Origin of the sequence: Lysinibacillus sp. FSL M8-0355, assembly GCF_038008985.1 — a bacterium.
GTDB lineage: Bacteria > Bacillota > Bacilli > Bacillales_A > Planococcaceae > Lysinibacillus > Lysinibacillus fusiformis_D.
The window spans coordinates 4,492,870-4,518,306 of sequence record NZ_JBBPAI010000001.1; the positions used below are offsets into that span (position 1 = coordinate 4,492,870).

General features: G+C 37.1%; 27 protein-coding genes and 1 riboswitch. Of the genes, 11 read left to right on the forward strand and 16 right to left on the reverse strand.

What is annotated here, in order from left to right; translation table 11 throughout:
• The first annotated feature begins 78 nt into the window (after window positions 1–78).
• Window positions 79–1,416 carry an aminotransferase-like domain-containing protein gene (locus MKY46_RS21965; protein ID WP_036128698.1) on the forward strand — a complete coding sequence of 446 codons (1,338 nt, stop codon included), beginning with the start codon at window positions 79–81 and terminating at the stop codon, window positions 1,414–1,416.
• 73 nt (window positions 1,417–1,489) lie between these two features.
• Window positions 1,490–1,735, forward strand: coding sequence for a hypothetical protein (locus tag MKY46_RS21970; RefSeq protein ID WP_036128699.1), 246 nt, complete (start codon window positions 1,490–1,492; stop codon window positions 1,733–1,735).
• Window positions 1,736–1,783: 48 nt separating this feature from the next.
• Here MKY46_RS21970 and MKY46_RS21975 read toward each other — a convergent pair whose 3' ends face one another.
• The 9 genes from MKY46_RS21975 to MKY46_RS22015 form a co-directional block, all read right to left on the reverse strand.
• Window positions 1,784–1,942: a DUF1540 domain-containing protein gene (locus tag MKY46_RS21975; protein WP_004231699.1), complete on the reverse strand. Its 159-nt coding sequence runs from the start codon at window positions 1,940–1,942 to the stop codon at window positions 1,784–1,786.
• A 90-nt stretch (window positions 1,943–2,032) separates the two neighbouring features.
• Window positions 2,033–2,917 carry a helix-turn-helix transcriptional regulator gene (locus tag MKY46_RS21980; protein ID WP_036128701.1) on the reverse strand — a complete coding sequence of 295 codons (885 nt, stop codon included), beginning with the start codon at window positions 2,915–2,917 and terminating at the stop codon, window positions 2,033–2,035.
• Between the two features lie 69 nt (window positions 2,918–2,986).
• Window positions 2,987–4,249, reverse strand: coding sequence for an erythromycin esterase family protein (locus MKY46_RS21985; protein WP_230593982.1), 1,263 nt, complete (start codon window positions 4,247–4,249; stop codon window positions 2,987–2,989).
• Window positions 4,250–4,269: 20 nt separating this feature from the next.
• The gene (locus MKY46_RS21990; protein ID WP_036128704.1) at window positions 4,270–5,007 is read right to left on the reverse strand and encodes an ABC transporter permease; all 738 of its coding nucleotides are present in this window, start codon (window positions 5,005–5,007) and stop codon (window positions 4,270–4,272) included.
• On the reverse strand, window positions 5,007–5,717 hold the full coding sequence (locus MKY46_RS21995; protein ID WP_036128706.1) for an ABC transporter permease: 711 nt from the start codon (window positions 5,715–5,717) through the stop codon (window positions 5,007–5,009). Before MKY46_RS21995 ends, MKY46_RS21990 begins: the two co-directional genes overlap by 1 nt.
• Window positions 5,714–6,625, reverse strand: a complete 912-nt coding sequence (locus tag MKY46_RS22000; protein ID WP_036128707.1) for an ABC transporter ATP-binding protein — start codon at window positions 6,623–6,625, stop codon at window positions 5,714–5,716. Before MKY46_RS22000 ends, MKY46_RS21995 begins: the two co-directional genes overlap by 4 nt.
• A 170-nt stretch (window positions 6,626–6,795) precedes the next feature.
• Window positions 6,796–8,178: a sensor histidine kinase gene (locus tag MKY46_RS22005; RefSeq protein WP_036128710.1), complete on the reverse strand. Its 1,383-nt coding sequence runs from the start codon at window positions 8,176–8,178 to the stop codon at window positions 6,796–6,798.
• Entirely contained in the window at window positions 8,175–8,843 is a 669-nt protein-coding gene (locus MKY46_RS22010; protein WP_036128711.1) for a response regulator transcription factor, read from the reverse strand. The genes MKY46_RS22005 and MKY46_RS22010 overlap by 4 nt, the downstream gene beginning before the upstream one ends.
• Window positions 8,844–9,122: 279 nt before the next feature.
• Window positions 9,123–9,563 carry a VOC family protein gene (locus MKY46_RS22015; protein WP_036128713.1) on the reverse strand — a complete coding sequence of 147 codons (441 nt, stop codon included), beginning with the start codon at window positions 9,561–9,563 and terminating at the stop codon, window positions 9,123–9,125.
• 351 nt (window positions 9,564–9,914) lie between these two features.
• Between MKY46_RS22015 and MKY46_RS22020 the strand changes: the two genes are divergently transcribed.
• The gene (locus MKY46_RS22020; RefSeq protein ID WP_036128715.1) at window positions 9,915–10,760 is read left to right on the forward strand and encodes an aldo/keto reductase; all 846 of its coding nucleotides are present in this window, start codon (window positions 9,915–9,917) and stop codon (window positions 10,758–10,760) included.
• A 55-nt stretch (window positions 10,761–10,815) separates the two neighbouring features.
• Here MKY46_RS22020 and MKY46_RS22025 read toward each other — a convergent pair whose 3' ends face one another.
• Window positions 10,816–11,199: a winged helix-turn-helix transcriptional regulator gene (locus MKY46_RS22025; RefSeq protein WP_036128717.1), complete on the reverse strand. Its 384-nt coding sequence runs from the start codon at window positions 11,197–11,199 to the stop codon at window positions 10,816–10,818.
• Window positions 11,200–11,308: 109 nt separating this feature from the next.
• Between MKY46_RS22025 and MKY46_RS22030 the strand changes: the two genes are divergently transcribed.
• The 5 genes from MKY46_RS22030 (at window position 11,309) to MKY46_RS22050 (ending at window position 17,376) form a co-directional block, all read left to right on the forward strand.
• A complete protein-coding gene (locus MKY46_RS22030; protein ID WP_141904202.1) occupies window positions 11,309–12,493 on the forward strand; it encodes an MFS transporter in 1,185 nt (394 codons plus the stop codon).
• 159 nt (window positions 12,494–12,652) lie between these two features.
• A complete protein-coding gene (locus tag MKY46_RS22035) occupies window positions 12,653–13,603 on the forward strand; it encodes an ABC transporter substrate-binding protein (RefSeq protein WP_340835391.1) in 951 nt (316 codons plus the stop codon).
• Between the two features lie 654 nt (window positions 13,604–14,257).
• On the forward strand, window positions 14,258–15,826 hold the full coding sequence (locus tag MKY46_RS22040; protein WP_036128726.1) for a helix-turn-helix domain-containing protein: 1,569 nt from the start codon (window positions 14,258–14,260) through the stop codon (window positions 15,824–15,826).
• Window positions 15,827–15,949: 123 nt separating this feature from the next.
• Window positions 15,950–16,348: a hypothetical protein gene (locus tag MKY46_RS22045; protein ID WP_036128728.1), complete on the forward strand. Its 399-nt coding sequence runs from the start codon at window positions 15,950–15,952 to the stop codon at window positions 16,346–16,348.
• A 95-nt stretch (window positions 16,349–16,443) separates the two neighbouring features.
• Window positions 16,444–16,550: riboswitch (SAM riboswitch) on the forward strand.
• An 88-nt stretch (window positions 16,551–16,638) separates the two neighbouring features.
• Window positions 16,639–17,376, forward strand: a complete 738-nt coding sequence (locus MKY46_RS22050; protein WP_036128730.1) for a cyclase family protein — start codon at window positions 16,639–16,641, stop codon at window positions 17,374–17,376.
• A 42-nt stretch (window positions 17,377–17,418) separates the two neighbouring features.
• Here MKY46_RS22050 and MKY46_RS22055 read toward each other — a convergent pair whose 3' ends face one another.
• Window positions 17,419–18,015 (reverse strand): DedA family protein, encoded by a 597-nt coding sequence (locus MKY46_RS22055; RefSeq protein ID WP_036128732.1) that lies wholly within the window; start codon window positions 18,013–18,015, stop codon window positions 17,419–17,421.
• A 100-nt stretch (window positions 18,016–18,115) separates the two neighbouring features.
• Window positions 18,116–18,889, reverse strand: a complete 774-nt coding sequence (locus MKY46_RS22060) for a Cof-type HAD-IIB family hydrolase (protein ID WP_340835393.1) — start codon at window positions 18,887–18,889, stop codon at window positions 18,116–18,118.
• A gap of 336 nt (window positions 18,890–19,225) precedes the next feature.
• Here MKY46_RS22060 and MKY46_RS22065 point away from each other — a divergent pair, with 336 nt between their 5' ends.
• From MKY46_RS22065 to MKY46_RS22075, 3 genes are all read left to right on the forward strand, one after another.
• Window positions 19,226–19,909 (forward strand): DUF2225 domain-containing protein, encoded by a 684-nt coding sequence (locus MKY46_RS22065; protein WP_036128736.1) that lies wholly within the window; start codon window positions 19,226–19,228, stop codon window positions 19,907–19,909.
• 22 nt (window positions 19,910–19,931) lie between these two features.
• Window positions 19,932–20,285 carry a hypothetical protein gene (locus MKY46_RS22070; RefSeq protein WP_036128737.1) on the forward strand — a complete coding sequence of 118 codons (354 nt, stop codon included), beginning with the start codon at window positions 19,932–19,934 and terminating at the stop codon, window positions 20,283–20,285.
• Window positions 20,286–20,427: 142 nt separating this feature from the next.
• The gene (locus tag MKY46_RS22075; protein WP_340835394.1) at window positions 20,428–21,846 is read left to right on the forward strand and encodes an erythromycin esterase family protein; all 1,419 of its coding nucleotides are present in this window, start codon (window positions 20,428–20,430) and stop codon (window positions 21,844–21,846) included.
• 49 nt (window positions 21,847–21,895) lie between these two features.
• On the opposite strand, the gene MKY46_RS22080 is transcribed toward MKY46_RS22075, so the two are convergent.
• From MKY46_RS22080 to MKY46_RS22095, 4 genes are all read right to left on the reverse strand, one after another.
• The gene (locus MKY46_RS22080) at window positions 21,896–23,071 is read right to left on the reverse strand and encodes a DUF4272 domain-containing protein (protein WP_340835396.1); all 1,176 of its coding nucleotides are present in this window, start codon (window positions 23,069–23,071) and stop codon (window positions 21,896–21,898) included.
• A gap of 1 nt (window position 23,072) precedes the next feature.
• Complete coding sequence (locus MKY46_RS22085) at window positions 23,073–23,741, reverse strand: hypothetical protein (RefSeq protein WP_340835398.1); 669 nt, start codon at window positions 23,739–23,741, stop codon at window positions 23,073–23,075.
• A gap of 78 nt (window positions 23,742–23,819) precedes the next feature.
• Entirely contained in the window at window positions 23,820–24,242 is a 423-nt protein-coding gene (locus MKY46_RS22090; RefSeq protein WP_340835716.1) for an SMI1/KNR4 family protein, read from the reverse strand.
• A 315-nt stretch (window positions 24,243–24,557) separates the two neighbouring features.
• A complete protein-coding gene (locus tag MKY46_RS22095) occupies window positions 24,558–25,388 on the reverse strand; it encodes a MerR family transcriptional regulator (RefSeq protein ID WP_036128745.1) in 831 nt (276 codons plus the stop codon).
• Between the last annotated feature and the right edge of the window lie 49 nt (window positions 25,389–25,437).

Here is a 25,437-nt window from a genome sequence, read left to right on the forward strand (position 1 = left end):
TATCGTATTAAAAAGAGAACCTATAGACGATATGAAAAAAACACATCTGTACCGATACAGATGTGCTGGAGGCTGTCTATGCTTAAATATGAATGGATTTATTCTCAGCTGCTGACTCAAATACAAGCAGGTACTCTTCAATCAGGGGCAAAGCTACCTTCTATCCGCCAGTTATCACAGCAATTTTCCTGTAGTAAAAGTACTATTTTAACTGCTTTAAAAAAACTTGAGGATCAGCATCTTATCTATGTATTACCGAAAAGCGGCTACTATGTTGTTGACCACCAGTTACCCTTACAACCACAGGAAAGAGATCACATAGATTTTGCTACATCTTCACCCAGTTGGCATGCTTTCCCATATCAGGATTTTCAACATTGTATAAACAAAGCTATTGATACATACCAAACAGATCTATTTAGATATGGAACACCAAAAGGCTTACCATCTTTAATAACAGAAGCGAAAAAATTATTAGCAAACTATCAAGTATTCGCAAAAGAAGAAAATATTTTTATTACTTCTGGCGTCCAGCAATCCCTGTCTTTGCTAAGTATTATGCCATTTCCAAATGGTCGTTCAACCATTTTAGTGGAACAACCTAGTTACCATTTATATATGGATTATTTAAAAACCTATGGAGTTTCGGCAATAGGCATCAAAAGAACAACGGATGGCATTGATTTACATGAATTAGAAAGCATTTTTAGTAAACATGACATAAAGTTTTTTTACACGATGCCACGTCTGCACAATCCTCTAGGTACTTCTTATAGTAAAAAGACAAAAGATCTAATCCGTAAACTTGCTTATCAATATAATGTTTACATTGTTGAAGATGATTATTTGGCAGATTTCGAGCAAAATTCGAAAATAGATCCCATTTATACAGATGATACACAGCAATATGTTATCTATTTAAAAAGCTTTTCTAAAATCATGTTTCCTGGCTTACGTATTGGACTTGCCGTTTTACCAGATGTCTTTACTGACACATTTCAGCAGTACAAAAATACCACTGATATTGATAGCTCCATGATTTCACAGGCTGCCTTAGAGCTTTACTTGAAAAGTGGTATGTTTGAACGTTATCAAAAGAAAGTCACCGAAGCTTATGCAAGCCGAGCGAATAGCCTTCAGCAATCCATAGCAACGCATTTAGCCCAATATCAGGCATCAATAGAAGTCTGTATGCATAGCCATATCGTTCTACCAAGACAGGTCAATACTCAAAAGCTTATTCAGCATTTGATGCAACACAAAATTTATCTAGATACGATTAACCGCAATTATTTAGATGCATTTGATCATGAGCGAATATTAAAGCTAAATGTGTCCAATGTGGAGGAATCTAAAATCGACGTTGGCATAAGGGAAATTGCATCAGCCCTTCAAAGTCCTAGCAATTACTTCTAAAGAAAAAAATTCATGAAACCTTATTGTAGCTCATATAATGAGACATCTTAAATTGCTTAATAAGGAGGATTCAATGCAATCTGAAAAATTGCGATTAAGGAAAATTCAGCGTCTTGCATATGAAATCATGGATGAGATGCACAAAGACAAAGACCGTACTGAATTACACAAACTCATTCCAATTATCGATAATTTATCTCGGGCCATTGGTGATTTAACAGATTCCGTTGGTAAATACTCGTTAGATTATGTGGAAGAAAAAGTGAGCAATGCACATGCACTTTTATTTAGTAAAGAAAAGGTGGATATTTTTTATTAATAAAGACAGGGAAAAAGGGTAACCATATACATGGCTACCCTTTTGGCATTAATGCGTTTCAGGTTCGAATGTTTTACAGTCTGTTTCCTCGCTGTTGGAAGCATGTTGTCCCTTTTGGCTGACAACATAAATTTTTTCGGCTGTACATTTGTTACCAGAATCCCAAAATGTGCAGTTATTGACTTCACAAAGAATTTCTTGTGCCATTGTCTCACACCTCCTCTTTGTTAGTTTTAACAAATTAGAGGTAAACAATACGTTGTTAAACAAAGTCAATCGATGATTACATTGCCTCCATTAAGCCATACTAAAGTCTAGATTAGCTGGATGGGTTGGTAAATGCTCCTGTGAAAGCATATTCGTTGTTGGAACTTTGTCATCTACCTCTTCAAATCGGAAACCATCTGCCCATACTTTCCCAGAACCAATTAATAACACACCAAAATAAATGGAGTCACCTTCTTCAGGTACGTCTAAGACAATAGAATAATGATTCCATTCAGTAGAACCTGTCACAGAACGCTGATCCATATTATCAAATTGAATAGTATCACCCGTACCATTGTCAATACGCATCCATGCACCACACTTTGTGGCATCTGCCGTCTTTAAATAGCAAGACATTTTCAAGCGCTTTCCTTTATAGTCAGTAGCCTGAAAGCCCTGCATCATCGTAGCAAATTGTCCCTGATTTGCTGATGCAGCTGTGGAATACAATACGCCTGAACGCTTCCCTGAATGAAACACCTTGTCATCTGTATGAAATTTATATAATTCTGGATTCGCTCCACTCAACATCCAACCTTTAACCTGTTCAACTGTTTCCATGTAATTTTCCTCCTCCAACATATTAAGTGATTGCATCAATTTTCGATACTTCCCTGGTGGTAATGCATAAACTTCTTTAAAGGCTCTTGTAAAAGCTTCTTGTGATTGAAACTGAAGTGTAAATGCAATGGTTAATATCGATACACTAGAGTACATCAAATAACTCGCAGCCATGGCTATTCGACGTATACGAATATATTCACCAATCGTAATCCCCGTTTCCTGCTTAAAAATACGACTTAGATGGAACTTCGAGTAGCCAACATTATTAGGAAGACGTTCAAGTGAAATTTCTTCCATCAATTGCTCCTCGATATAGGCAATCGTTCTTTGTGTTGCCTGACTATACTCCATGTTACTCACCTCATCTTTATTATATTGAAGAAGGAAAGAGATTTTTTGATGGAAGTTGCTAAATTTAACTTAATCAATTATTTTTGTTGGTGTTGCTTCTTGCACAACAATGAGACCATCATAAGCCTCTTCAGGTGTCATTTTAATGGTATACAGCATTTGTGTTAGCTTATACCACGGACGGAAATCATCACCGATATTGCCCATTCTTTGCTTTTGGGAAAGGATATCTGCCAGCTCCTTCGATTGTTTGGCAGTTTCAAAATCCACATAAAAGATGTTGCTATCGATGTCACTAAAAGCATCCACTAACACATTATGATGTTCAATTGAATATTCCTTTCGTTCACCAGAGCCGTTTTGTGCTTGAAATGTATTATTGACAAAGTCTGTGCCAATCGCAAAATAGTGTTCTTTATATTGCTCATTTAAGTATTGTCCCATTGATTGATAGCCTGCCATCGAAGCAGAGGTTTTCTCAATATGACCGTTATGAGCAGACATTAACACTTTATCATGCCCTTGCGTTGCTTCGTACTCCACAATCCACTGTAAATTTTCAGCCAAATATTCATCCCGTAAATTCATATAGTTTCCATCATTTACAAATAATTGCGTACGTTGCTTCATAATTTGTGCATATTGAGCAGCAAAGGAGAAGGCATCCTTTGATGATTTTTTCTCATATATCGCCTTGTTTGATTGTAAATCGTTGATGATTGTATCAATCGTTTTATCAAGCTCTATTAGCTGATTATTCGATAAATCTCTCATCGTTTTGTTGGAAACATGCTCTAGCTCAGTCGTAAATTTCTTAGCATTGTCAGCATGTACCTGTGCATAATAATCAAGCAATCCCTTTTTGCTATAATCATAGCGTTGCATATCATTTCCGTAAAAATAAATTTTATCTTGTTCATCGACTGTTAAGTTATAATCATGCATCCATTGAACAAGTTCAATCATTTGTTCTGTTTTATAAATGCCATAATCAAGAGCCTTTATAGCTTCCTCCGCCGTTCCAACACCGTTTAAAATAAATTGATTAATCTGCTGGGCTCCACCAAAATCTCCTTCTAAGACAAAAACATGGACATTTTCATTCTTAATCATCGCTTTAAATAGGTCTTTTTTTAATGTTTGAAATTCGATATTGCCATGTGTTGCTTCTCCAAACCCAATAATTTTTACATCATCAGGGATATTGATATCTTTTATTTCACTAGTATACTGCGAGACATTTTTTATAGACTCCCCCTGCCCACATCCAGCTAAAGCTACTAGTAGCATTGATGCAGTTAAAAATTGGAAGCTTTGTTTCATTATTCTCATGTCAATTCTCCTTTAAGATGTTAAATGGCTTTTCGTTGGAAATAGTAATATCCTCCGAGGAAAAATAGGATGAACCCACCACCTACTACTGTTAACAATTGCTCCCATGGCACAAAGAATATATCGTCTGTATTGCCACCTATGTACATCATTGAAAAAGGCTGTGCCCAGGGATAATATGGACCAATTCGTTCAGAGTTCACCGCTAAAATTGATGGCAGCGTAAATATGACATTGACAGCAAATGGAGCAGCAAAGCTTTTAAACATTATGGATAACCATAATTGAAGGGCCACTAAAGGCAATGTTGCTACCCATCCTCCAACAATACTTTTCCATACGATTCCCATTGGAAAAGGATCTGTATAGCCCTTCAGCATACCTACAGCAAAGATGGAGCCTAAATACAAGAGCTGCATCGCTAGAACAAGCAGCATAATTAACACATATTTTGCTACAAATACTTTCCCTCTCGTTACCGGTAATGCTAAAAGCTGCTTCCATCCGCCAGACTGATGTTCATATCTACAGATGAGACTCGCAAAAACGGCCGTAATAAGAGGTAAAAATAATAATGCGTATGTTAAATTCATTGAAAATAAGGCAATATACCATTCATTTATTTCCAGTCCCTGCATATTGTCCTCTAAATTTGCTGATAGTCCAATGAAAAGCCCAATCATGGGCCCCGCCAAAATAATAGGTACCATTTTTGATTTACGCAATTTAAACCATTCAGCTTGCAGTAAAGCGTTCATTATTTCACGTCCCTTCTTGCAAAATCGACCATGCCAGCAATATAGAGTAAAATACCAATCCCTACACCTAGCATGACATTGATTATCGGCTCATCCCAGTGGTTCATCAATGATGGCCATTTCCATATCATCCAGTCAGGTAGAACATAGGAGGAATAAGCAAATATCACCCCAAAAATGCCTACTGTAATAGGAATTCCTTGATTATGGCTTACACTCGCAATCCACAATTGAAGTGCCAAAATAGGCAATGCTGCAAGCGCAGGGAAGTAACTAAATTTAACTAACTCCATATAAGGAATAGATTCACCTAGATTTAAAAACAGCCCATAACTCAGCGTAAAAATCATGAGTAGTGTTGAAGACAAAAATAGTAGAATAGCTAACACAGTATATTTAGATAAATACACGGTTAATTTGGATACAGGTAATGCGATAAGCTGCTTCCAAGCGTTAGTCTCGTTTTCAATACTCGCCATGAAGGACGTTAAAATGGCAATGCCCAACACAATGGCAAGCGGTGTAAATGAATGAACATTTAGTAAATAATAGCCCCAATCATCTTCACTTTGCTGTAAGAGGTAATCCTTTCTTACTCCATAATTGACCATTTGTAGAGCGACAACACCTAAGGGACCTAAGAGCGTTAAAAACCATAATCCTTTGCGTTTGATTTTTAAAAAATCAGCAGTTAACAGCTTGCCCATCATATCGCCTGCTCTCCCATCGTCATTTGCAGGAATATATCCTCCAATGAGCGTTTCTCTTCCTCCACTCGGAATACTGAAATACCCTCCTGAACAAGAACATGGACAATATGAGCAACTTTTTCATCTGAGCATTCCTCTAATAAAATAACCCCATCTTGATAATCTGCTTTAATTCCATGGGCTAATAGAGAGCGCCATCCTTTTTCACCATCGTTCACTTTAAATAGAATCTTTGGTTGAGCAAACCTACGCATCGCCTCAATAGAATCTTGGAAAATCAATTTCCCCTTAGAAACAATCCCTACTTGAGTCGCCATTTGATCGATCTCTGATAATAAATGGCTGGAAATAATAATAGTCATGCCGTATTCCTTTGGTAGCCTTTTAATTAAATTGCGAATTTCAATAATTCCTGAAGGATCCAGACCATTGGTTGGTTCATCTAAAATAAGTAATTCAGGATTATGCAGTAGAGAAGCAGCAATACCTAGACGTTGCTTCATCCCTAACGAAAAGCCCTTTACCTTTTTATTAGCAGCTTCCTTCAAACGGACAATTTCGAGAACTTCATCGATTCGAGATTTCGGTACACCTACTATTTTTCTTAGTGCCTCCAAATTCTCGTATGCTGTTAAATGTGGGTAGTAGGAAGGATTCTCTACTAATGAACCTACATTGGCTAAGATTTGAATACGCTCCTTCGTAATGTCTTTTTGAAAAATTTTAATGGTACCTGTGGAAGGCTTCATTAAACCAAGAAGCATACGAATGGTAGTCGTTTTCCCTGCTCCATTTGGCCCTAAAAATCCGTATATTTCACCTTTTTGTATTTGTAAATTCATATTTGATACAGCTTGCTCTTTCCCAAAGTGTTTTGATAAGTTTTGTGTTTGTACGATATATTCCAATGTTCTCACCTCATTTACTATCATAAGAAGAAAAGGTTAAAAACAGGTATGGACCAAGTTTAAATTTTGTTTAAAAAACTTCTACTCTTTTTATAAGAGCCTTTCTTTTTCTGCTGCTATGCTTTCGATACAAAAAATTGTTGCATCAACATAAAAAAATCTGCGAGCTTTTACTTCTCAAGCTTCGCAGATTGAATCACATTTTTTATACTAATTTTTGTGCCCGAGTGATTGGAGTTTATGTCCCATTCTAAACCCATACCCTTTACCATTACATCAACAATGGATAAACCAATTCCTGCCCCCTTAGCATTCGATTCATTTTTCATCCCTTGACCATGGTCCTCAATCAGAAATGCTCTGTAGCTCTCCGTTGATTCCGTTGTCACCTTTATATATTTCCCACTGTTAGCGTGACGCAATACATTTTGGAATATATTATCAAATATTCGTCCTAACCATAATGGATCAACACGCCATTCATTAGGTTCAAATGCTTGCAGTTCAATGTCGATCGTAAAACCTTCTCGCTCAAAAACTGGATACCAGGTTGTTAGATGTTCCCGCACAAACCGAATAACATTGATGTTTTTCGGTTCGAAATTATATTTACTTGCCATTAACAATGTATAGGACATTAGATTTTCGATCAAAGCATCAATATTCACTATCGATGTTTCCATTGCCTTCAAAGCTTGTTTGCCTTCCTCTGACAAGGTTTCTTTGCTAATCGTATAGGACTGGGCTCTTACTTTTGTTAACGGTGTCCGTAAATCATGTGATAAATTGGCAATCAGTTCACGTCTTAGCTGTTCTTCCTTCTGTTGACGCTGTTTACTATCTCTCAGCTCGCAAACCATTCTGTTAAAGCTATGCTCTAATTGCCCAATTTCATCCCGCTTTTTCACATGAATCTCAATAGGTAGACCGTCTACATCACGTATCTCCATGGCCTCTTGGAGATGTAATAATCTTTTTCGGATTCCTTTGAAAAATAAAAGCGAAACGACAATAAAAAATAAAATAACGGCAATTACACCAAAAAGTAAGAAGCTACCATAGTTATCATAGACCTTAATAAGCGGTGGATTAAAGGCTTCCCTTGAAATCTCTAATACAATAAAGCCATTTGATACATCACCGCCTACGAAAGCCATAACAGTAAATGGATTACCTCCATAGCGTTCCTTTATAAATTGAGTTGTATAGGCTGGTGTCCATTTTGTTGGTAACTGCTCCTTCACATTGACAGAAGTCAGGAGATTGCCCTCTTCACTTACCCAAAACATAGAGGCTGTAGGATATTGCTCTTGCCATTTTTGAAAAAACTCGGCAACAGTATGATCTGAAGCTTGTTTTATGCTGTTGGCCTCTGTATGCCATTGCTCCTCGATTTCACTTTCCAGAAGAACATCACTTGAAAATTCTCCAGACGCTGTTTTTGTAATGCCTAACACGAAAATCGCAACACCCAGATAGGATATTTGCACAATTGATATGGCTAATAAAATAATTAGCATATATTTTGCTAATAGTGATCGGAAAAATTTCATAGTTTCACCCTATAGCCTATACCTCGAATTGTTTCGATAATCAGAGGCTTTGCAGGATTTACTTCAATCTTTTCTCTTAAGTAACGGATATGTACCATCAATGTTTTATCACCTTCTATATAACTCTCACCCCAAACACCCTCATAGAGTTGTTCCTTCGTTAAAATTTGATTGAGGTGACGTATAAAATACTGCAATAAATAAAATTGTTTACCAGTCAAAAGAATTTCTTCTTCATCCAATGTATTGATAATTCGCATATCTTTCGTATAAATTTTTAGGTGCTTCAATGCTAGGACATCATCATTTTTTTGATATCTTCTCAGTAATACTTCAAGCCTTGCTACTAGTTCATCGGGGTGGAATGGCTTTGTTACATAATCATCAGCGAAGTGGAGCCCTTCAATTTTATCCTCAATAGCCGTTCGAGCTGATAACATTAATATTGGCAAGTCCTTATTTTCTCGTTTAATTCTTTTGCCAATGGAGAAACCATCTAAGCCAGGTAGCATCACATCCAATATAGCAATATCCTTTGAGGCAATATGTTGCTCAAGATCTTCTCCAGACTCTAACCAGGTTACTTCATAGCCTCTTTCAGTTAATTCCTTACTGACCCATTGCCCTATTTCTTTTTCATCTTCTATGTACAATATACGAATCAATGGTCACCCTCCTTATTACTAATTAAAAATTATATTAAAATACCATATTTTGCATTATACATTTAATTAGAAATTAAAAACAATATAAATCCCATACATGGTTATTATAGGGTAAAATCTTATTAATTGTGGGAATAGGCAGGTATACATACAAAATCCTACTGCCCTGTGGATGAAAAGATTCTTTACTTGTCTAAAGCTGCTCAAAACTTAGGATATTTAACAGTTCATGCAAAAGAGAGCAAACTAATGTTTCTAGTTTGCTCTCTTTTTGGATTATTATTGAATAATCAGCATATCATTTTCATCAAACTGCCACATGTCACCATAGGCTACTTCCCAGTAGTAGCCATTTGGATCTTGGAAATAGCCACTATAGCCTCCCCAAAACACAGTTTCTGGCTCTTTCACAATTGTCGCTCCAGCCTCTTTTGCTAATGCAAATACACGATCTACTTCTTCTTTTGTTTTACCATTATAGGCAAGTGTAATTCCGCCAAAGCCACGGCTAATTTCTGGTGGGTTGGCTTCATTGATGTCTTTGACTAAGCGTTCAATTGGAAAAAGCGATATTTTCGTTCCTCCATTATTAAAGAACATCACATCTGGATTCGTTTCGTCTCCGTACACGACTACCTCAAAGCCAAGCCCCTCTCGATAAAATGCTAGTGATTTCACCATATCTATAACACCTAATGTGATTAAATTTAACCGATTCATCTTCCAATTCCCCTTTATAAAGTTTTACTATTTTTAATTTAAATTCGCTATCCAACAAAAATTCCCTTTATTACAGAAAAAAAGTCATTCGTTTACTTCAGTCCAAATACTCTTTGTACAGGCAATTGTCATTCCATAGCGCCCCATATTTTTCTGATTAGAAGATGCGTGACCAATTAGGGGCTTACCATTTTGTTTAATAGCAAAATTTTTTATTCCTCTAACCATTGTCAGCTCACAAAAGTTACCTCGACGTTTCTATGAAACAAAAATGTGCGTACTTTTTTTCACCTTATCGAAACATCATAATGAAAAAGCAATCAAGCAAACTCACATATTGGAGGAATAAAAATGATTACTCATTTACAAGATACAATCACATTAAATAATGGCTTACAAATGCCTGGTATGGGTTTAGGTGTTTTCCAAGTCGAGAATGGCGCTACTGCAGAAATGGTCAAAAACGCCATCGAGGTCGGCTATCGAAGCATCGATACAGCTGCTATTTATGGCAATGAAGAAGGTGTAGGAGAAGGTATTAAACAGGCACTAACATCCACTAGTTTACAACGTGAAGACCTGTTTATTACATCAAAAGTGTGGAACGATGGATTAAGCTATGAGGAAACTATTACAGCCTATGAAAAGAGTTTAGAAAAACTGGATTTAGATTATCTAGATCTTTATCTTATTCATTGGCCAGGTAAAGATAAATATACTGACTCTTGGAAGGCTCTAGAAGACTTATATGATCAAGGTAAGATAAAAGCAATTGGCGTATGTAATTTCACAGCCTCACACTTGCAAAACTTACTATCATTTGCTCGCATTAAACCTGTTATTAATCAAGTGGAATTTCATCCACGCTTACAGCAAGCTGAGCTTCATTCATTCTGTAATAACCACCAAATTCAACTGGAGGCTTGGGCACCTTTAATGCAAGGTGGGCTTCTTGAAGATGAAACGATTTCGAAAATCGCAATAAAATATGGAAAATCTAATGCTCAAGTTATTTTGCGCTGGGATGTACAAAACGGCATTATTGCGATTCCAAAATCTGTGCGTCGAGAACGCATGCTACAAAATGCTGATATCTTCGACTTCCTTCTAACAGACGAAGAAATGGCTACAATCAATGCGATGAATCTTGAACAGCGTGTCGGACCGAATCCAAATGAATTCGACTTTGCTCTATAAGCATAAAAAGAGGAAAAGAGACTGTCTTACATGTGACAGTCTCTTTCTCCCCTCATTACGATGTTTGCTGCATTGCGATATCTTCATCACGTTGTTTTAACAGTACATCTTCACCTTTATCCTGTAATAATTCAACATGCTTTTCGCCCCAAGTGCAAAGCATGTTCAGAATAGGTTCCATCCCTTGTCCATAGGTCGTTAATGAATATTCGACTTTTGGTGGTACTTGATTGAAGACCTTTCGATGAATTAATCCAGCCTGCTCTAACTCTCTTAATTGACTTGTAAGCATTTTTTGAGAAATACCCGGAATTAATCGGCGAAACTCATTTGTTCGAATTTTACCATGGTGGTTTAAATGACAAAGAATGACTGGTTTCCATTTACCGCCGATAACTTCAAGCGTAGCTTCAACACCAATATTATAAACTTTTTGCATTGTGACCCCCTGTAATATTCAAAAGTAACTAAAAGTACCGTACATATCTTTTAGGTATGTATGAATAGTACTACACACAATAAAAAAAATCAAAGGAGATTTTAATAGTATGTCAAAATCAAAAGAGTCAAGTGCTAAATTAACCTTACTAGCTCTTGCAATCAGTGCATTCGGTATAGGTTCCACTGAATTTATTAGCGTTGGACTTCTACCATTAATTACAGATGACTTTGGTATCTCTCTAAGCACAGCTGGCTTAACCGTTTCTATATATGCACTAGGGGTAACTGTTGGAGCTCCATTATTAACAGCCTTAACATCACGCCTTAGTCGAAAAACCGTATTATTGCTTGTCATGACCATCTTTATAGTAGGTAACTTAGCAGTCGCTTTAGCACCTAATTTCTCTTTATTATTAATCGGACGTATTATTTCAGCATTAGCACACGGTGTGTTTATGTCCATCGCTTCCGTTATAGCGGCTGATGTAGTGGAACCAAATAAACGAGCCAGTGCTATTGCCTTTATGTTTACAGGCTTAACTTTGGCTACTGTAACAGGTGTTCCACTTGGTACATTTATTGGTCAAGTAACAGACTGGCGGATGTCGTTCATCTTTATCGTCGTCATTGGGATTATCGGTTTAATTAGTAATGCGATCTTAGTACCTAACCAATTGTCGAAAGGCAATCCTATCTCTATTCGTGATATTGGCAAAGTATTAGGCAATATTCGCATGATTTTAATATTGTTCATTACCGCAATTGGATACGGTGGTGCCTTTGTTGTCTACACATATATTTCACCTATTTTAGAGCAATATATGGGGTATTCTCCTCATGCAGTAGTCATTATTTTAGTGGTCTATGGTATTTGCGTTGCGATCGGTAATACATTAGGTGGTCATTTTGCTAATCATAATCCGCTACGTTCTATCTTTATTATTTTTGTAGGACTTGCCTTGGCGTTGCTCGGCATTGGCTTCATGCTCGAATCACCTATTATCGGATTAATCATGGTATTAGTAATGGGCTTATTTATGTTTATGAATGTCCCAGGATTGCAGCTATATGCTGTTCTACTGTCTGAAAAATATGTACCATCAGCTATTTCTATGGCCTCAGCATTAAATATTTCTGCCTTCAACATTGGTATATTTTTAGGGTCCTATATTGGGGGCTTTATTATTCACCATCAATCATTAGCGCATACTCCCTTGTATGGATTTTTAATGGTTATGCTTGCAGCAATTGTTACATTAGTCTGGTACATTTTCGATAATAAAAAACAATAGGAAGTCAAATTTCATTTTGTATAAAAAAGAAGTAGAGAATGTGTATTGTTTGTTGATATGTTGTGTCCTATAATTTACTTGAATCAAACGAGAATGATTATCATTATAGGTTAAGATGACATTCTTACTGTTTTAGTAAATTAATAGGAGTGAATAGCAATGTGTAGAGGTCGATATTTTTCATTTGTCCTTTTACTTGCACTAATGTTCGTGTTAGGTGCCTGTGGCTCAAATGAAGTAAAAGAGGATACAGCGAAAGAAGATCAATCAACTAAAGATACAAGAATTGTAGAAGATGAGTTTGGAAAAGTAGAAATTCCTACAAACCCACAGCGTGTAGCTGCTATCTATATGGAAGATTATTTAACTGCCTTGGATGTAAAACCTGTTGTGCAATGGTATCACCCATCATGGGGTAAACAGGACTATTTAGGATTAGATGTTCCTGAGTTCGACATTACTGGTAGTATGGAAACATTACTACAAGCTAAGCCTGATTTAATCATTGTGGATGGCGCCGCGGATAAGGCAAAATATGAAGAATACTCAAAGATTGCACCTACTTACCGCTTAAAAGAAGATATTCTACAAAATCCACGTGAAATTGTAAAAACAATAGCTGATGTTTTAAATATTCCTGATAAAGCAAAGGAAATCGTTGATAAATATGAGCAACGTGTATCCGATTTAAAAGCAAAATTAGATGAATCAATTGGAGACGAAACAGTTGCTGTTGTACGTCTAAATGTCGCAGATAATACATTAGCTTTATTTGGCATTAAAAATCGCTACACTGGCTATATTTACACAGAAACGGGCTTGACACCACATCCGTTAGCACGTGATATGACAGAGTTTCATGAAGTCTTATCAGAAGAGGCTATTCCAGAGCTAGATGCGGATCATATCATCCTTTTCCCTTCAAATGGCACTTGGGATTCGAAAGAAAATCAAGAAGCGATTAAATGGTTAGATAGTACACTATGGAAAACAGTACCTGCTGTTAAAAATGGGCATGTCTATATTGCGGATCGAACATATTGGCAGTCTGGAGCTATCACAGCTAACCTGCTGAAATATGATGATCTTGAAAAATGGTTCGTGAAATAATTTTCAAAAGAAAGCTCTATGAGGGCTTTCTTTGCATAGCGTTGAAAAACAAAACCATCCATAAAATTTTTGTGAAAGATGAAAATGGATTTCTGTTGCAGGCTACTTGCTTTCCTGTGGGCGAGCGCTGAGCCGCTTCCTCCGTGCAGGGGCTCGCCTGTCTCGCTATCCCATGGGAGTCAAGTAGCCTTCCACTCCAACCCACAAAAATGGTACCTTTTTAGCAAAGGTTTTCAAATAAAGTGAAGGTGTTTGCTACTTATTTTATGGAGGATGATTGTCATTCATCACTTCTCCATATTGAAAATAAGAGCCTATCCCCTCTAAGAATACAGATAATGGGCTATTTGATCGCTATACTACTATGAAAAAAAGTAAAGACACTTTGCAGAATGGTTGATTGGAGTGGAGCCAGCGTCACTCCTAGAGGATTTAGCGTCACAGATGAGACCCTGGAGCGAGCGTAAGTGAGTGAAGCGGCTCATCGGACGCCCCCTGGAAAGGGCGCTGGCGGAACGGAAATCAACCTTTCACCTTGCAAATTTGCTTTTTCTGCCGTTGACATCATCTTTTTTCAACAACATGAAAGAAAGCTCTTCAGAGAGCTTTCTTTGTGTTGTTCTCCAAATTCAATTATAAAGGGGTGAATCATCAATGGGTAACTTAACACATGTCTATACGTTACAAACTATTTCTTATGTGATTCAATCAACGAACAAGCAGCAGTTTAATAGTGATTTCTATACACTTTTCATCGTAATGAGTGGCAGCGGAAAGCTAGAAATAGATCATAACACCATTCATCTTAGTGAAGAAAAGTGCATATCGATTCCTCCTAATAACACGGCTAATATACGCATTCAAAACGAGCACCTTTGTTTTTATCAATTACAGTTCAACATTGTCCATCTTAGCAATAAACAGACTACTAGCCCTTTTAAGCGTGTCAAAGAGCAACGTCTCCTCCCCTTTTCGCAATGTCGTAGACTGCTAGAAGCCATTTATCAGAACCGTCTAGCGGAGGATGAGCACACCATCTTTGAGCAGCATGTACACTTTCAAGAGCTGATGTTATTGCTCTTACATCAAACAATACCCAAGCTGGTGCAAAAAAATGATCGTCAATCTGTTGAGCAATCCATTAACTATTTGCATAAACATTTTGAAAAAGAGTGGACTGTCGAGCAGTTGGCAGAGCTAGCTGATGTTCCAAGATGGAATTATACCCGTATGTTCAAAGAGATTACAGGGCAAATCCCTCTTCACTATTTAAATAACATTCGCATTGAAAAAGCCAAGCAATTATTAATGACAACAAATGATCGGGTATTTGAAATTAGTCAGTCTATCGGATTTAATAATGAATATTATTTCAATCGTCGTTTTAAAGAACATGTCGGCATCTCTCCAGGACAATATAGAAGAAACCAAAGCAGCAATCTACGTGTATTTGCACCATTCTTAGAAGACTTCTTTGTCGCCCTTGGGATTACACCAATTGCTCAATTCAGTCATCCAAAATGGGGAAAACAAGACTATTTAGGTCTTCAAGAAGTGCCGGATATCGATGTACAAAATGGAGAAATGGATCGACTCCTTCACTATAAACCAACATTAATTATGCTAGATGCAGGTATAGAGCGATGGGAATCCTGTCATCATTTAAATGAAGTAGCTCCCATCTGTCATATCTCACATCCTGGAGAGAACTGGCAGTCTACTTTGTTTAAGATTGCTGATTTAACAGGAAAAACCGCCTTGATGCAAGACGTGATCCTACAATATGAGGATAAGGTACAGCAAGCAAAAGGAATTCTTAGTAAATCCGTTTATGGGCAAAGTGTGGCATTTCTCCGCATTTCAGCTATTGGCATTACTCTATATGCGGGTCCTGAATGTGGCTATACGGGGCCAATTTTATATCGTGACCTCGGTTTAATGCCACATCCACTTGTCTGGAGTATTCCGCACAATCAACGTAAAGCACCACTGACATTTGATCAATTGCTGCAATTAGATGCGGATCATTTATTTATTACTTTTGATAAACAACATTCCATTTACGAGAACGAGGAGCGTACGATTTTAAAAACTTCTATGTGGAAAAATCTAGCTGCAGTTAAAACCAACTGTGTATATGAAGTGGATTTTTTAACATGGATGAATTACGGTATTCTGTCTCATAGTAAAAAAATTGATGATGTCTTACATGTTCTCGGCTAAAAGAGGAAGCTCACTTTGGCTTCCTTTTTAAATGATTAGGACAGACATTGCACTGCAAAATAACACCTAAAGACGTTTAGCTACATAAGATAAGATATCAGCTATAGGATAGGAGGAATTACATTGTATTACAATCCTTATCCGTACTTTGTTCATCCTTATCATTACCCAACGTCGCCACTTGCCCAGCAGCTTGCCGTTAGACCTATTCCTCAACATTTAGCAATGCCGAACACTACCCCCTTTCCACCTGTCGACACACATAAATTAAAAATGTCAGCTACACGGATAAAGGCGATCATGCAACAGGCTCAATTGCTTACGGATAAAATTGATAGCTCTCAACAATTTGCACATGATCTAATGAATGCTGCACAGCTTTCAAATAAAACAGAGGTTGATAAATTAATCACATCAACAGGCATTACGATGAAATTTGATGCAAATTATACACCAGACAATTTCAGAATACGTCTTATGGATAATGGTTGTTGTGGCATAACCATAAATTTAAGTTGGTAAAAAAATTTACCCTTATATCTCTATCGAACTTGTAAACTATAAAATTCTATGCTAAAGTGTTTTTATTATTATTTCTGAAAATTCTTATATCACTTTTCTTATCAAGAGAGACGGAGGGATTGGCCCGATGAAGTCTCAGCAACCAGCTCAACAGTATGGTGCTAATTCCAATTGGCAAAATTTTAAGCCTGAAAGATGAGAAGAAGAACTACCGTTGCTTATTCTGGAGTCCTCTTCTAAGAGGACTCTTTTTTATGTTCTACTAATTTTAACAGAAAGCAGTGAAATCAATGTCAAACCAACTTTTACAAGCATTACAATTATTAAAATCAAAACAATGGGTTGATTTAACACATACATTCGGCCCTAATTCCCCACATTTTTTTATGTTTGAAGATGCTAAATTTGAAACATTATTCTCTCATGATGACGGGTTCTTCGCACAACAATTCACGTTCCCAGGACAATATGGCACACATATCGACCCACCCATTCATTTTGTGCGAGACTCCCGCTATCTAGAAGAATTAGAACTAAAAGAACTAGTTCTTCCTCTTGTCGTCATTGATAAATCACGAGAAGCTGCTAGCAATCATGACTTCTCGCTAAGTGTGCAAGATATTTTTGATTTTGAAGCACAACATGGAGTAATTGAAGCAGGTACCTTTGTAGCGCTACGTACGGATTGGAGTAAGCGCTGGCCAGATAAAGAGGCATTTAGTAACCAAGATATGGATGGACATAACCATATACCAGGCTGGGGCTTAGAGGCTTTACAATTTTTATTGAAGGAACGTCAAATAAGTGCACTTGGCCATGAAACATTTGATACTGATTCAGCCGCTGATTTTCACAAAAATGGTAAGCTAGATGGCGAATACTTCGTGCTTGAACAAAACATCTATCAAATTGAGTTGATGACTAACTTGGACAAGCTACCTGCGAAGGGGGCAATTATCTTCAATATCGTCCCTAAGCCTGAAAAGGCATCTGGATTCCCTGTACGCTCATTTGCTATTTTGCCATAACACAAAGGTCTGTACGATTCATATGTTGAATCATACAGACCTTTATTTTCGTATATTTCTTTTTTTGAATAGATAGTAAACGATGAGCATTACGAGGCCAAACAATAGGATGAGATAAATACTATAATGGGATAAATAATAACCAACAAACCGCCACTTCTCCCCAAGCATCCTCCCTAACGTTATAAATGTGAAAGTCCAGATAAATGCCCCTGTATAGGCAAAAAAAGCAAACTTTCTATATGGATAATTATTAATTGCCGCAATATAGGCTGTCAGATGCCGTACACCAGGTATAAAATAGCCTATTAATAATAAAGTTGGCCCAATTTTAGTAAACAGTTGTTTTGTAAAATCAATTTTTTGCTCCGTAATATGAATTTTGGGTCCATATTTCTGCAATAATGGTAAGCCAAAACGATAGCCGATATAGTAGCTTAAGGTAATACCGCCAACTGCACCAATCATTGCACTTACTAAAGCGGGAATGTGTTCAAGGCTTTCTATATAAACACTGTAGCCAACATATGTTAGAAAGACCTCATCAGGTAGTGGCAACCCAACAATGCCTCCAATTAGGATCACGATAATACCCAAATACCCGTAATGTTCAATTAGAGATTGCACATGATGTGCCATATAACATCCCACCCAAAATTTATTAAAACGCATTGATTAACAAGTTCCTTCAATAGATCTAAGAGAACCTGAAGCATCGACTTTAAGACCTTCAGCAGCTTTATATCATTTGAAACTGCCGTAAAGCAAAGTCAATACCACCTTCAGTGGAACTCTTTGTAACAAAATTCGCAACTGCTTTTAGAGCTGCGCTACCATTTCCCATAGCGATACCTAGCCCTACATGCTCTAACATATCAATATCATTATCCCCATCTCCAAAAGCAATAGCATTTTCAGGACCAATGTTAAAATAGTCTAGTACCGCTTTAACAGCTATCGATTTGGCAACATCCTGCTGTAATACATTCACAATATAAGGATGCCATCGCTGCCAAAATATATGCGGAAATTGGCTAGCATATCTTTTTTCAGCCTCCTCATCTGCATATAGACACATGAGAAAAACTTCTTCATCCACAATTTTTTCATTCACAACCGGAAAATTTCGTAAAGATAGAGTTGCCTGCATCGCATTGAAAGCAGCTGGATGCTGAATGCCATTCATCGATAGTTGCTCTGTAAAAAATGTGAGGCTATGCTGCTGTTCACGTGCAAAAGCTTGTACATTTTGAACAATATCTTTAGCAATAGGTGTTTTATGTATGATTAAATCCTTGTGTTTCACATATGCCCCATTTGCTGTAATAAAGGTTTCAATCCCCAGCGCTTGTATCTCCTGACACATCGATAAAGGTCTTCCTGTAGCCGCTACAAGGTGAATTCCTCTCTCCTGCAAAAGTTGAATGGCCTGCTTTGTGCTTTCTTCCACACAGCCATCCTCGTAATTAATCAGTGTTCCATCCACATCAAAAAATATGATATTATAATTCATCTTAAGCCGCCTTTATAAAACAGTACTTTAGAATCACAAACATTTAATTCATTCCTTATACTTAATGAAAAGTATGAAAGTATTTTGACAAACTTTCAGCAAACTCTACAACTTACATTAACAGCACCGATAAATACTATTACAAGCATAGATTTAATGACAATTAACTATAAAACAGATGAATATTTTTATTTTAATAATTCTAAAGGAGTATACCAAAGAACACAGAATTGTTAAAATAAAAGATATCTACTTAAATACATTGAACGATAAACATTTACGTATAAATAGAGCAAAAGAAACAAAATTTTAGATCCTGCAAAGGAGTTGATTCTTATGGCATTTAACATTTACTACTATGAAAGTAGTGTAGATTGTAAATTTTGCAAAAAGCATTTTACAACTTATAAAGTACGCCCGAATCGATATAAAATCATCGAGGAGCAAACAGATTTCATGCCTGTTTATGATGGCTTAAATCCTTTGCTGTATGAGGTTGCTGTTTGTCCCCATTGCGGCTATGCCTACCATAAGTCTATGACACGGACATATGGACCTTTCATGCAACTCATTGATGAAATTTACATTAAAGAGCTCCAGAAGCCGATGGATATTTGTCAGGAACGTACAATCGATGATGCCATTGTCAGTTTTAAGCTTGCTTATTTGGTATCACGTGCTTCCATGGAGGAATCCCTTTTAATGGCGAATTTCGCCTTGAAAATTGCTTGGCTTTATCGTTTAAAAACCGATGAGGAATCCGAAAAGCGTTACCTTTTTGCAGCTAGAGACTTTTATAGTAAATCCTTTGCATCCAATCAGGAGGGTGGAGAAAGAATCCAGTTTTTACATGCTGAATTAAGCCTTCGACTCGGTGATATTGTAGAAGCTAAAAAAGGATTCTCACGTTTAATTGCCGATCGAAATGTATCACCAAAATATCGAAAGCTTGCGCGTAATCGTTGGGAAAATTATAAATATGACGAACAACCTATAACAGTTAATGAAATCATTAATTGATTTGACGAGGAGAGGACTAGTTATGTTGCTATTCCATAAAAGAATTGATGTGAGAGAAGAGGACATATTTTCAGAGTTACATCATTTTTTATTAAGAAAAAATAATCGCTACTTAACAAACGATGAGATAGTCGCTTTAACAGGAGTGTCACCTGAACTCCTTTACAAATGGGTAAAAGCAGGAAAGTTAAAAAAGTCCATTTTCCCTAATTTAGGAGCGCCCTGTGAACGATGTGGACAAATTACACAAGCTAAAATTTGTGTGAGCTGCTCCTCCTCCATTGTTGGTACATTAAAGCAAGAAGAAAAGGATCGTGCATGGTTCAATCAAATTCAACGTAACCATGTTAGAGCAAGCACCTATCACTATAAATAATGATAAACATCTCCACTTTACAAATGGGGATGTTTTTTTGCCAATATAGGCAAATTTAAACAAAATTTAAACAAACTCTTCCTAAGCTTTAAACTTCGCTCCTTATAATAAGTATCAATATAAGAAGAAGGGCTGATTATTAATGAAAAAAGATAGGAAACGTAAGGTTTTATTAAGTATTGCACTGACAAGTTTAATGGCACTAAACGGAGTAACTAGTGTCTCTGCGGCTGTCACTGCAAATGAAGAACAGCTCAATATTGAACTTAATTCAACAGTCAAACAGGTTAGGTCTTCTAATGAAACGTTATTAGATTGGAAAAAATGGGTAAACGATCATGCCTATAGCCTGTCCTCCATTCAACCTGAAACATTTAATGGACAAAAAATTCCATCTAGTGAATTTGAGGATTTAGAGATGCTAAAGCCATTATTACATGATAAGCGCATTGTCTTTTTAGGAGAGAGCTCTCATGGTGTTGCACAATTTAATCTAGCTAAAACACGGTTAATACAATTTTTACATCAAGAAATGGGCTATAATGTTCTCGCTTTTGAAAGTGGCATGGGGAATGTGATGAACGCCCAAGGAAAAATTGACAAACAAGCGGCTCTACAAACAATGAAGGATGGTATTTTCGGTGTATGGTGGACAAAAGAAACCCTTCCTCTGTTTGAATACGCCAAAACAACTTATACAACAAAGCAACCCCTTGTTCTCACGGGCTTTGATATTCAACAGCAAGGGGCATTTACGAATGGAGATTGGCTGTACAATCCCCAATTAGCTCAACAATTCAGTGAAGCAGAGAAACAACTCGCTGAATGGAGCTCAGGAAAAGATTTAAAGGGCTATCAAAAAGAAAAGGCAACAATTATCAATGTGTATAAACAAGTAAAGGCACAAGTACAGTTAAAAGAAAAAGAGTTGCAAGCAGCATATCCAAATGAACCCCACATTGTAAAACTGATGGAGCGTACTTTAGCAGATCGTATTCGTTTAGCAAATGAATATGTTGAACTAACTATTCAGGCCAATATTGACCTTGAACAAAATAATATAGAGTCATTTTTACAAACAATGGAATGGCGAGATCAGGCAATGGGTGAAAACTTACTTTGGTTAGCTGAAAAGGTTTATCCAACAGAAAAGTTTATCGTGTGGGCACATAATGACCATATTCGTAAAGCACAATCGGATGTAATGGGTTCCCCTTATCCAGTCAAATTAATGGGCGAACGTTTACCAGACATCTACAAGAAATATAGCTATGTACTAGGCCTATACATGGGAAGTGGCGAGACAGCAAATAATATGGGTGAACCGATGGCTGTATTACCACCTATCAAGGGATCTATTGAGGATATTCTGTCTACAAAAAATAAACCATATACATTCATCGATATGCGCAATCGTCAAAATGAGCGAGGCAACTCATGGATGTTTGAGCCTCGCATAGGCTATAGCTGGGGCGTTATGCAGGAAAGCTTTGTTCCACGCGATCAATACGATGGTATTCTCTTGATCGATAAAGTAAGTAAACCGCATTATGTAAAATAACCTCCCTTATAAAATAATCGCAAACTAGATTCCCTAGTTTGCGATTACTTTATGTATCCATGGATATCGTATCCCATTCTTCGTCTTGATACCCAATCATCCAAAATAAGCCTCTGCGCCTTTCCATCACAACACTTTCATTTAACGCTAAAGGAGCTGTCTGTCCATTAATTCGACTATCTACACAAGCCCAATGCAATCTATAAATTTTATCAGCCTCGTCTAAAATTTCTTCCTTACTGCGCATAATTGTTTGTTGGTAAAACTGTTCAAACGTTTCGCAGCTTGAAACAGCTTGAATCGCATATTCACAATCACAAACATCTTCCGGAAAATCTAACTCTTCCACCATACCTAATGCCCAAATGAGTGTCCAATAGGCTTCATATTGCCATGAAATATTGACAGCCTCTTGCGTACTAGGATGCTGCGCCCCCAGAAAGAGCCTTTCTTGCTCCGTTAAGAATGGTTGTACTTTATATTTATGTAGCATATCGGTAAAGAATTCCCTAGACCCTTCAATATCGCCATTTTGTGCTACGTCACAGGCGAATTGAATAACAATCAATAGGGCAACTGCTCTTTTTGCGATATCCTCTTGACTTTTAAAGTGGAGATTTTCTAATGGTGATAGCTGAGGAAGAGAAGCAGCGTAAGGAATCTCTCGTTCTGTTAAAAAAGCGATCGTTTTATTTTTTCGCACTTCTCCCTGTGCTGATGCTACCTCATGCGTATTTATTTTTCTTGTACAAGCATGGGGTCTAAAGTCAGATGGACCCGATTCCCCGTTAGGATAAACAATCACGCTACCGTTTTGATCCAGCAAAGTACCGTCTGGTAGAAAACCAATACCGCCTATCCTTGTTAGTAGTCTTGTAAATAGCTGCATATGCTCGTCTGTCATAGCTCTATCCATCTCGATTGCAATGACTGTATTGAGCACAGCTATTTGAATCATTACTCGTTCTTTTAGCTGTTCATCTTTAAAGGGAATGGTATCGTAATAGCCCATCATCCCAGGGATATTTTTTGCAAAATAATCAGGGTTCATATCTTCAGTTAAAATGTTCATCGAGCATCTATATTTTTTAAAAAGCCCTTTAGATTTCAATAAATATCCGCTATCTTGTTTTTCAATAGCAAAGCCTTTGGCAAATACGTCGGCTATTTTAGCATGCATATCATCTAGATCATTTTTGGAAGCAAATATCGTAAAATGATTCAAACTACTCTCTCCTTTGTAACATATAGCATTTCAGTATCCAATTTTCCAAACCATTCAGTACTTGGCTAAATAATTGTTTATTTTTTCGTAATACCTCATGTTCCATCCAATAAGCCAGCAAAGAGCGCCATTCTTCCTCATTTATCATTGTTGTTGGTGTGATTCCCTGCTGCATCATATAGCAAACAGCTCGGATAGCTGTCAGTCTCTCTACTTCACTACCATCTAACCACTCAAATAGTGTCCCTGCACTTGGCTGTGATACTGCTAAAAGCGAGTCCCAGCCATCGATCGGAAATGCAACATAGGGCTTCATCCATGTAATAATGTTTGGGTGCTGGAAATGGCGTAATCGATGTAATGCCGTATAGGCATCCATGTTATCTTTTTCAATATCCTGTAGGATAAGAGCCAGCCCTTCGTCTACTGGTAAACAATGCGCCGTTAAATAATCACGTAGCCAGGCTGGAAGTTCAGCATTCCCTTGCCAAAGTTCCTTTACCCATCTTTCAGCCTCGTCAGCACACACCGTTACTAGAACTTCACCCCAAGCTTTTTGTTGTGCTGGAGTCTGTGCTTGTTCAACTCTTTGTTGAAGTGCCTCATATATCCTTACCTTATCAAATTGCCAAAAAGCCTCTTGAATGCTTGTTTCTCTTACGCCATGCATGGAAACATAATGAAGTAAAGATTCTAAGCTTGATTTAGCCTGCTGTAAATTAGAGCTTAAATATTGTTCCAGCCACGTTCACCATATTTGTGACCTAGTCAGATTAACACCCAATCCCTCCCCACTACAAAATTGTTGATGCTGTCCACAGTCTACACTAATACAGCCTAGCGTGGTCGCAATGTCGACATACGCAGGAAAGCTTAAGGCAAGCAAATTAAATTCATCTTCTTCATGACTCCAATACCAAATCGATTCGTCCTCAAGTTTGAGGAGAAGGGCATCTCCGTTACCTGCCGTAAAAAATTGTAAGTATTGCTGTTCATGCAATTCATCATCCCCTCCAAAATAGGGGAAATCCAAATCATTTAAGCTCCAGCCAAAATCTCCAGAAGGCGTATCCAGCAATTCTGTAGGCAAGATAGCTTCGTCAGGGAGAGACCAATAAATAGTTACTTGCTGCGAGCAATTTAGTAAGAGATGACGGAACTCATTAGGGATTTGTACGCCAAGTCGTGCCTCTACCTGCGTAAATCATGTTCAGTAGCGACTGCTCGTATTTCAATCGGATGTACATAAGCTCCTTGCCACTTCAATCGCTTTATTAAATGTTGCCAACGCTCAATCCACATTGCAGCTCACCTCCACATAGGCTAAAATGATTTCTTTCGTCTTATTTTTATCGTCAGAAAATCATCTACTGATTAGGTTCATTTCCAACGCAATAAAAAATGCTATTATTTTACTGATATATAAGCCTTCAAATATGCTAAATTACTTAACTCTATACGGTCTTTTTTAGTAAGTAACAGTGAATTATTTGACTTTCTTTACTTCCATCATAATTTTTGTCACATACTCTTCTTCTCGATTTTTTATAACAGCATCATAAACGTATTCCTCATAAACGTATTGACCAAGCTCATAGCCTTTTTCATGCATGACATTAAATAAACGTGTATAGGTCTCTCCAAGCTTCGCAGAGGGCCCAACATGATAACCAATAACGAATTCCCCCTCTATTGCTTTAAAGTAAGGATGACCTTCTCTTGGATTAGGCTGCTCAATATATAAATAGCTGTAATTATCGTAATTGCCAGCTAATACTTGTTCTCTCCTCGTAATCCCTCCGATTGGATAACCTGTATCTAATTGAGAGCGATCTAATTCCTCGATAAAATCCGATACAGCCTTCACAAACTGCTCTTCAGTAGAATCTTCGATATTTTTACTTAGGTATAATGTATCTTCAGGAAAGTACTCAATCGTGATGTCATCAAAATGTAGATGTAGAGCTTCCTCAGTCGTTTTGATTTTGACATCAATAATATTTTCAATCATTTCGAGCTCTCGACGTTTCTTCGCAACAATTTCTTTTTGTTGATGCATCAATTCTAAAAAATTCTCTGGTGATTTCTCTGCCATATACTGCTGAATATCCTTCAAGGACATTCCAACTGCTTTTAATAACTCAATAACACTAAAAAAATCATATTGAGCAAGTGAATAATACCGATAATCTTTACTATCCTTCATGATGGGAGATAATAATCCAATTTGATCGTAATAAATGAGTGTTTGCTTATTAACCTTACAAATTTTAGCAAATTCCCCAGTTGTAAAATATTTTACATTTTTATTAAGCATTTTTTGAGCTTCCTCCCTTGACTATATAGTAACTATATACTTTAAATTG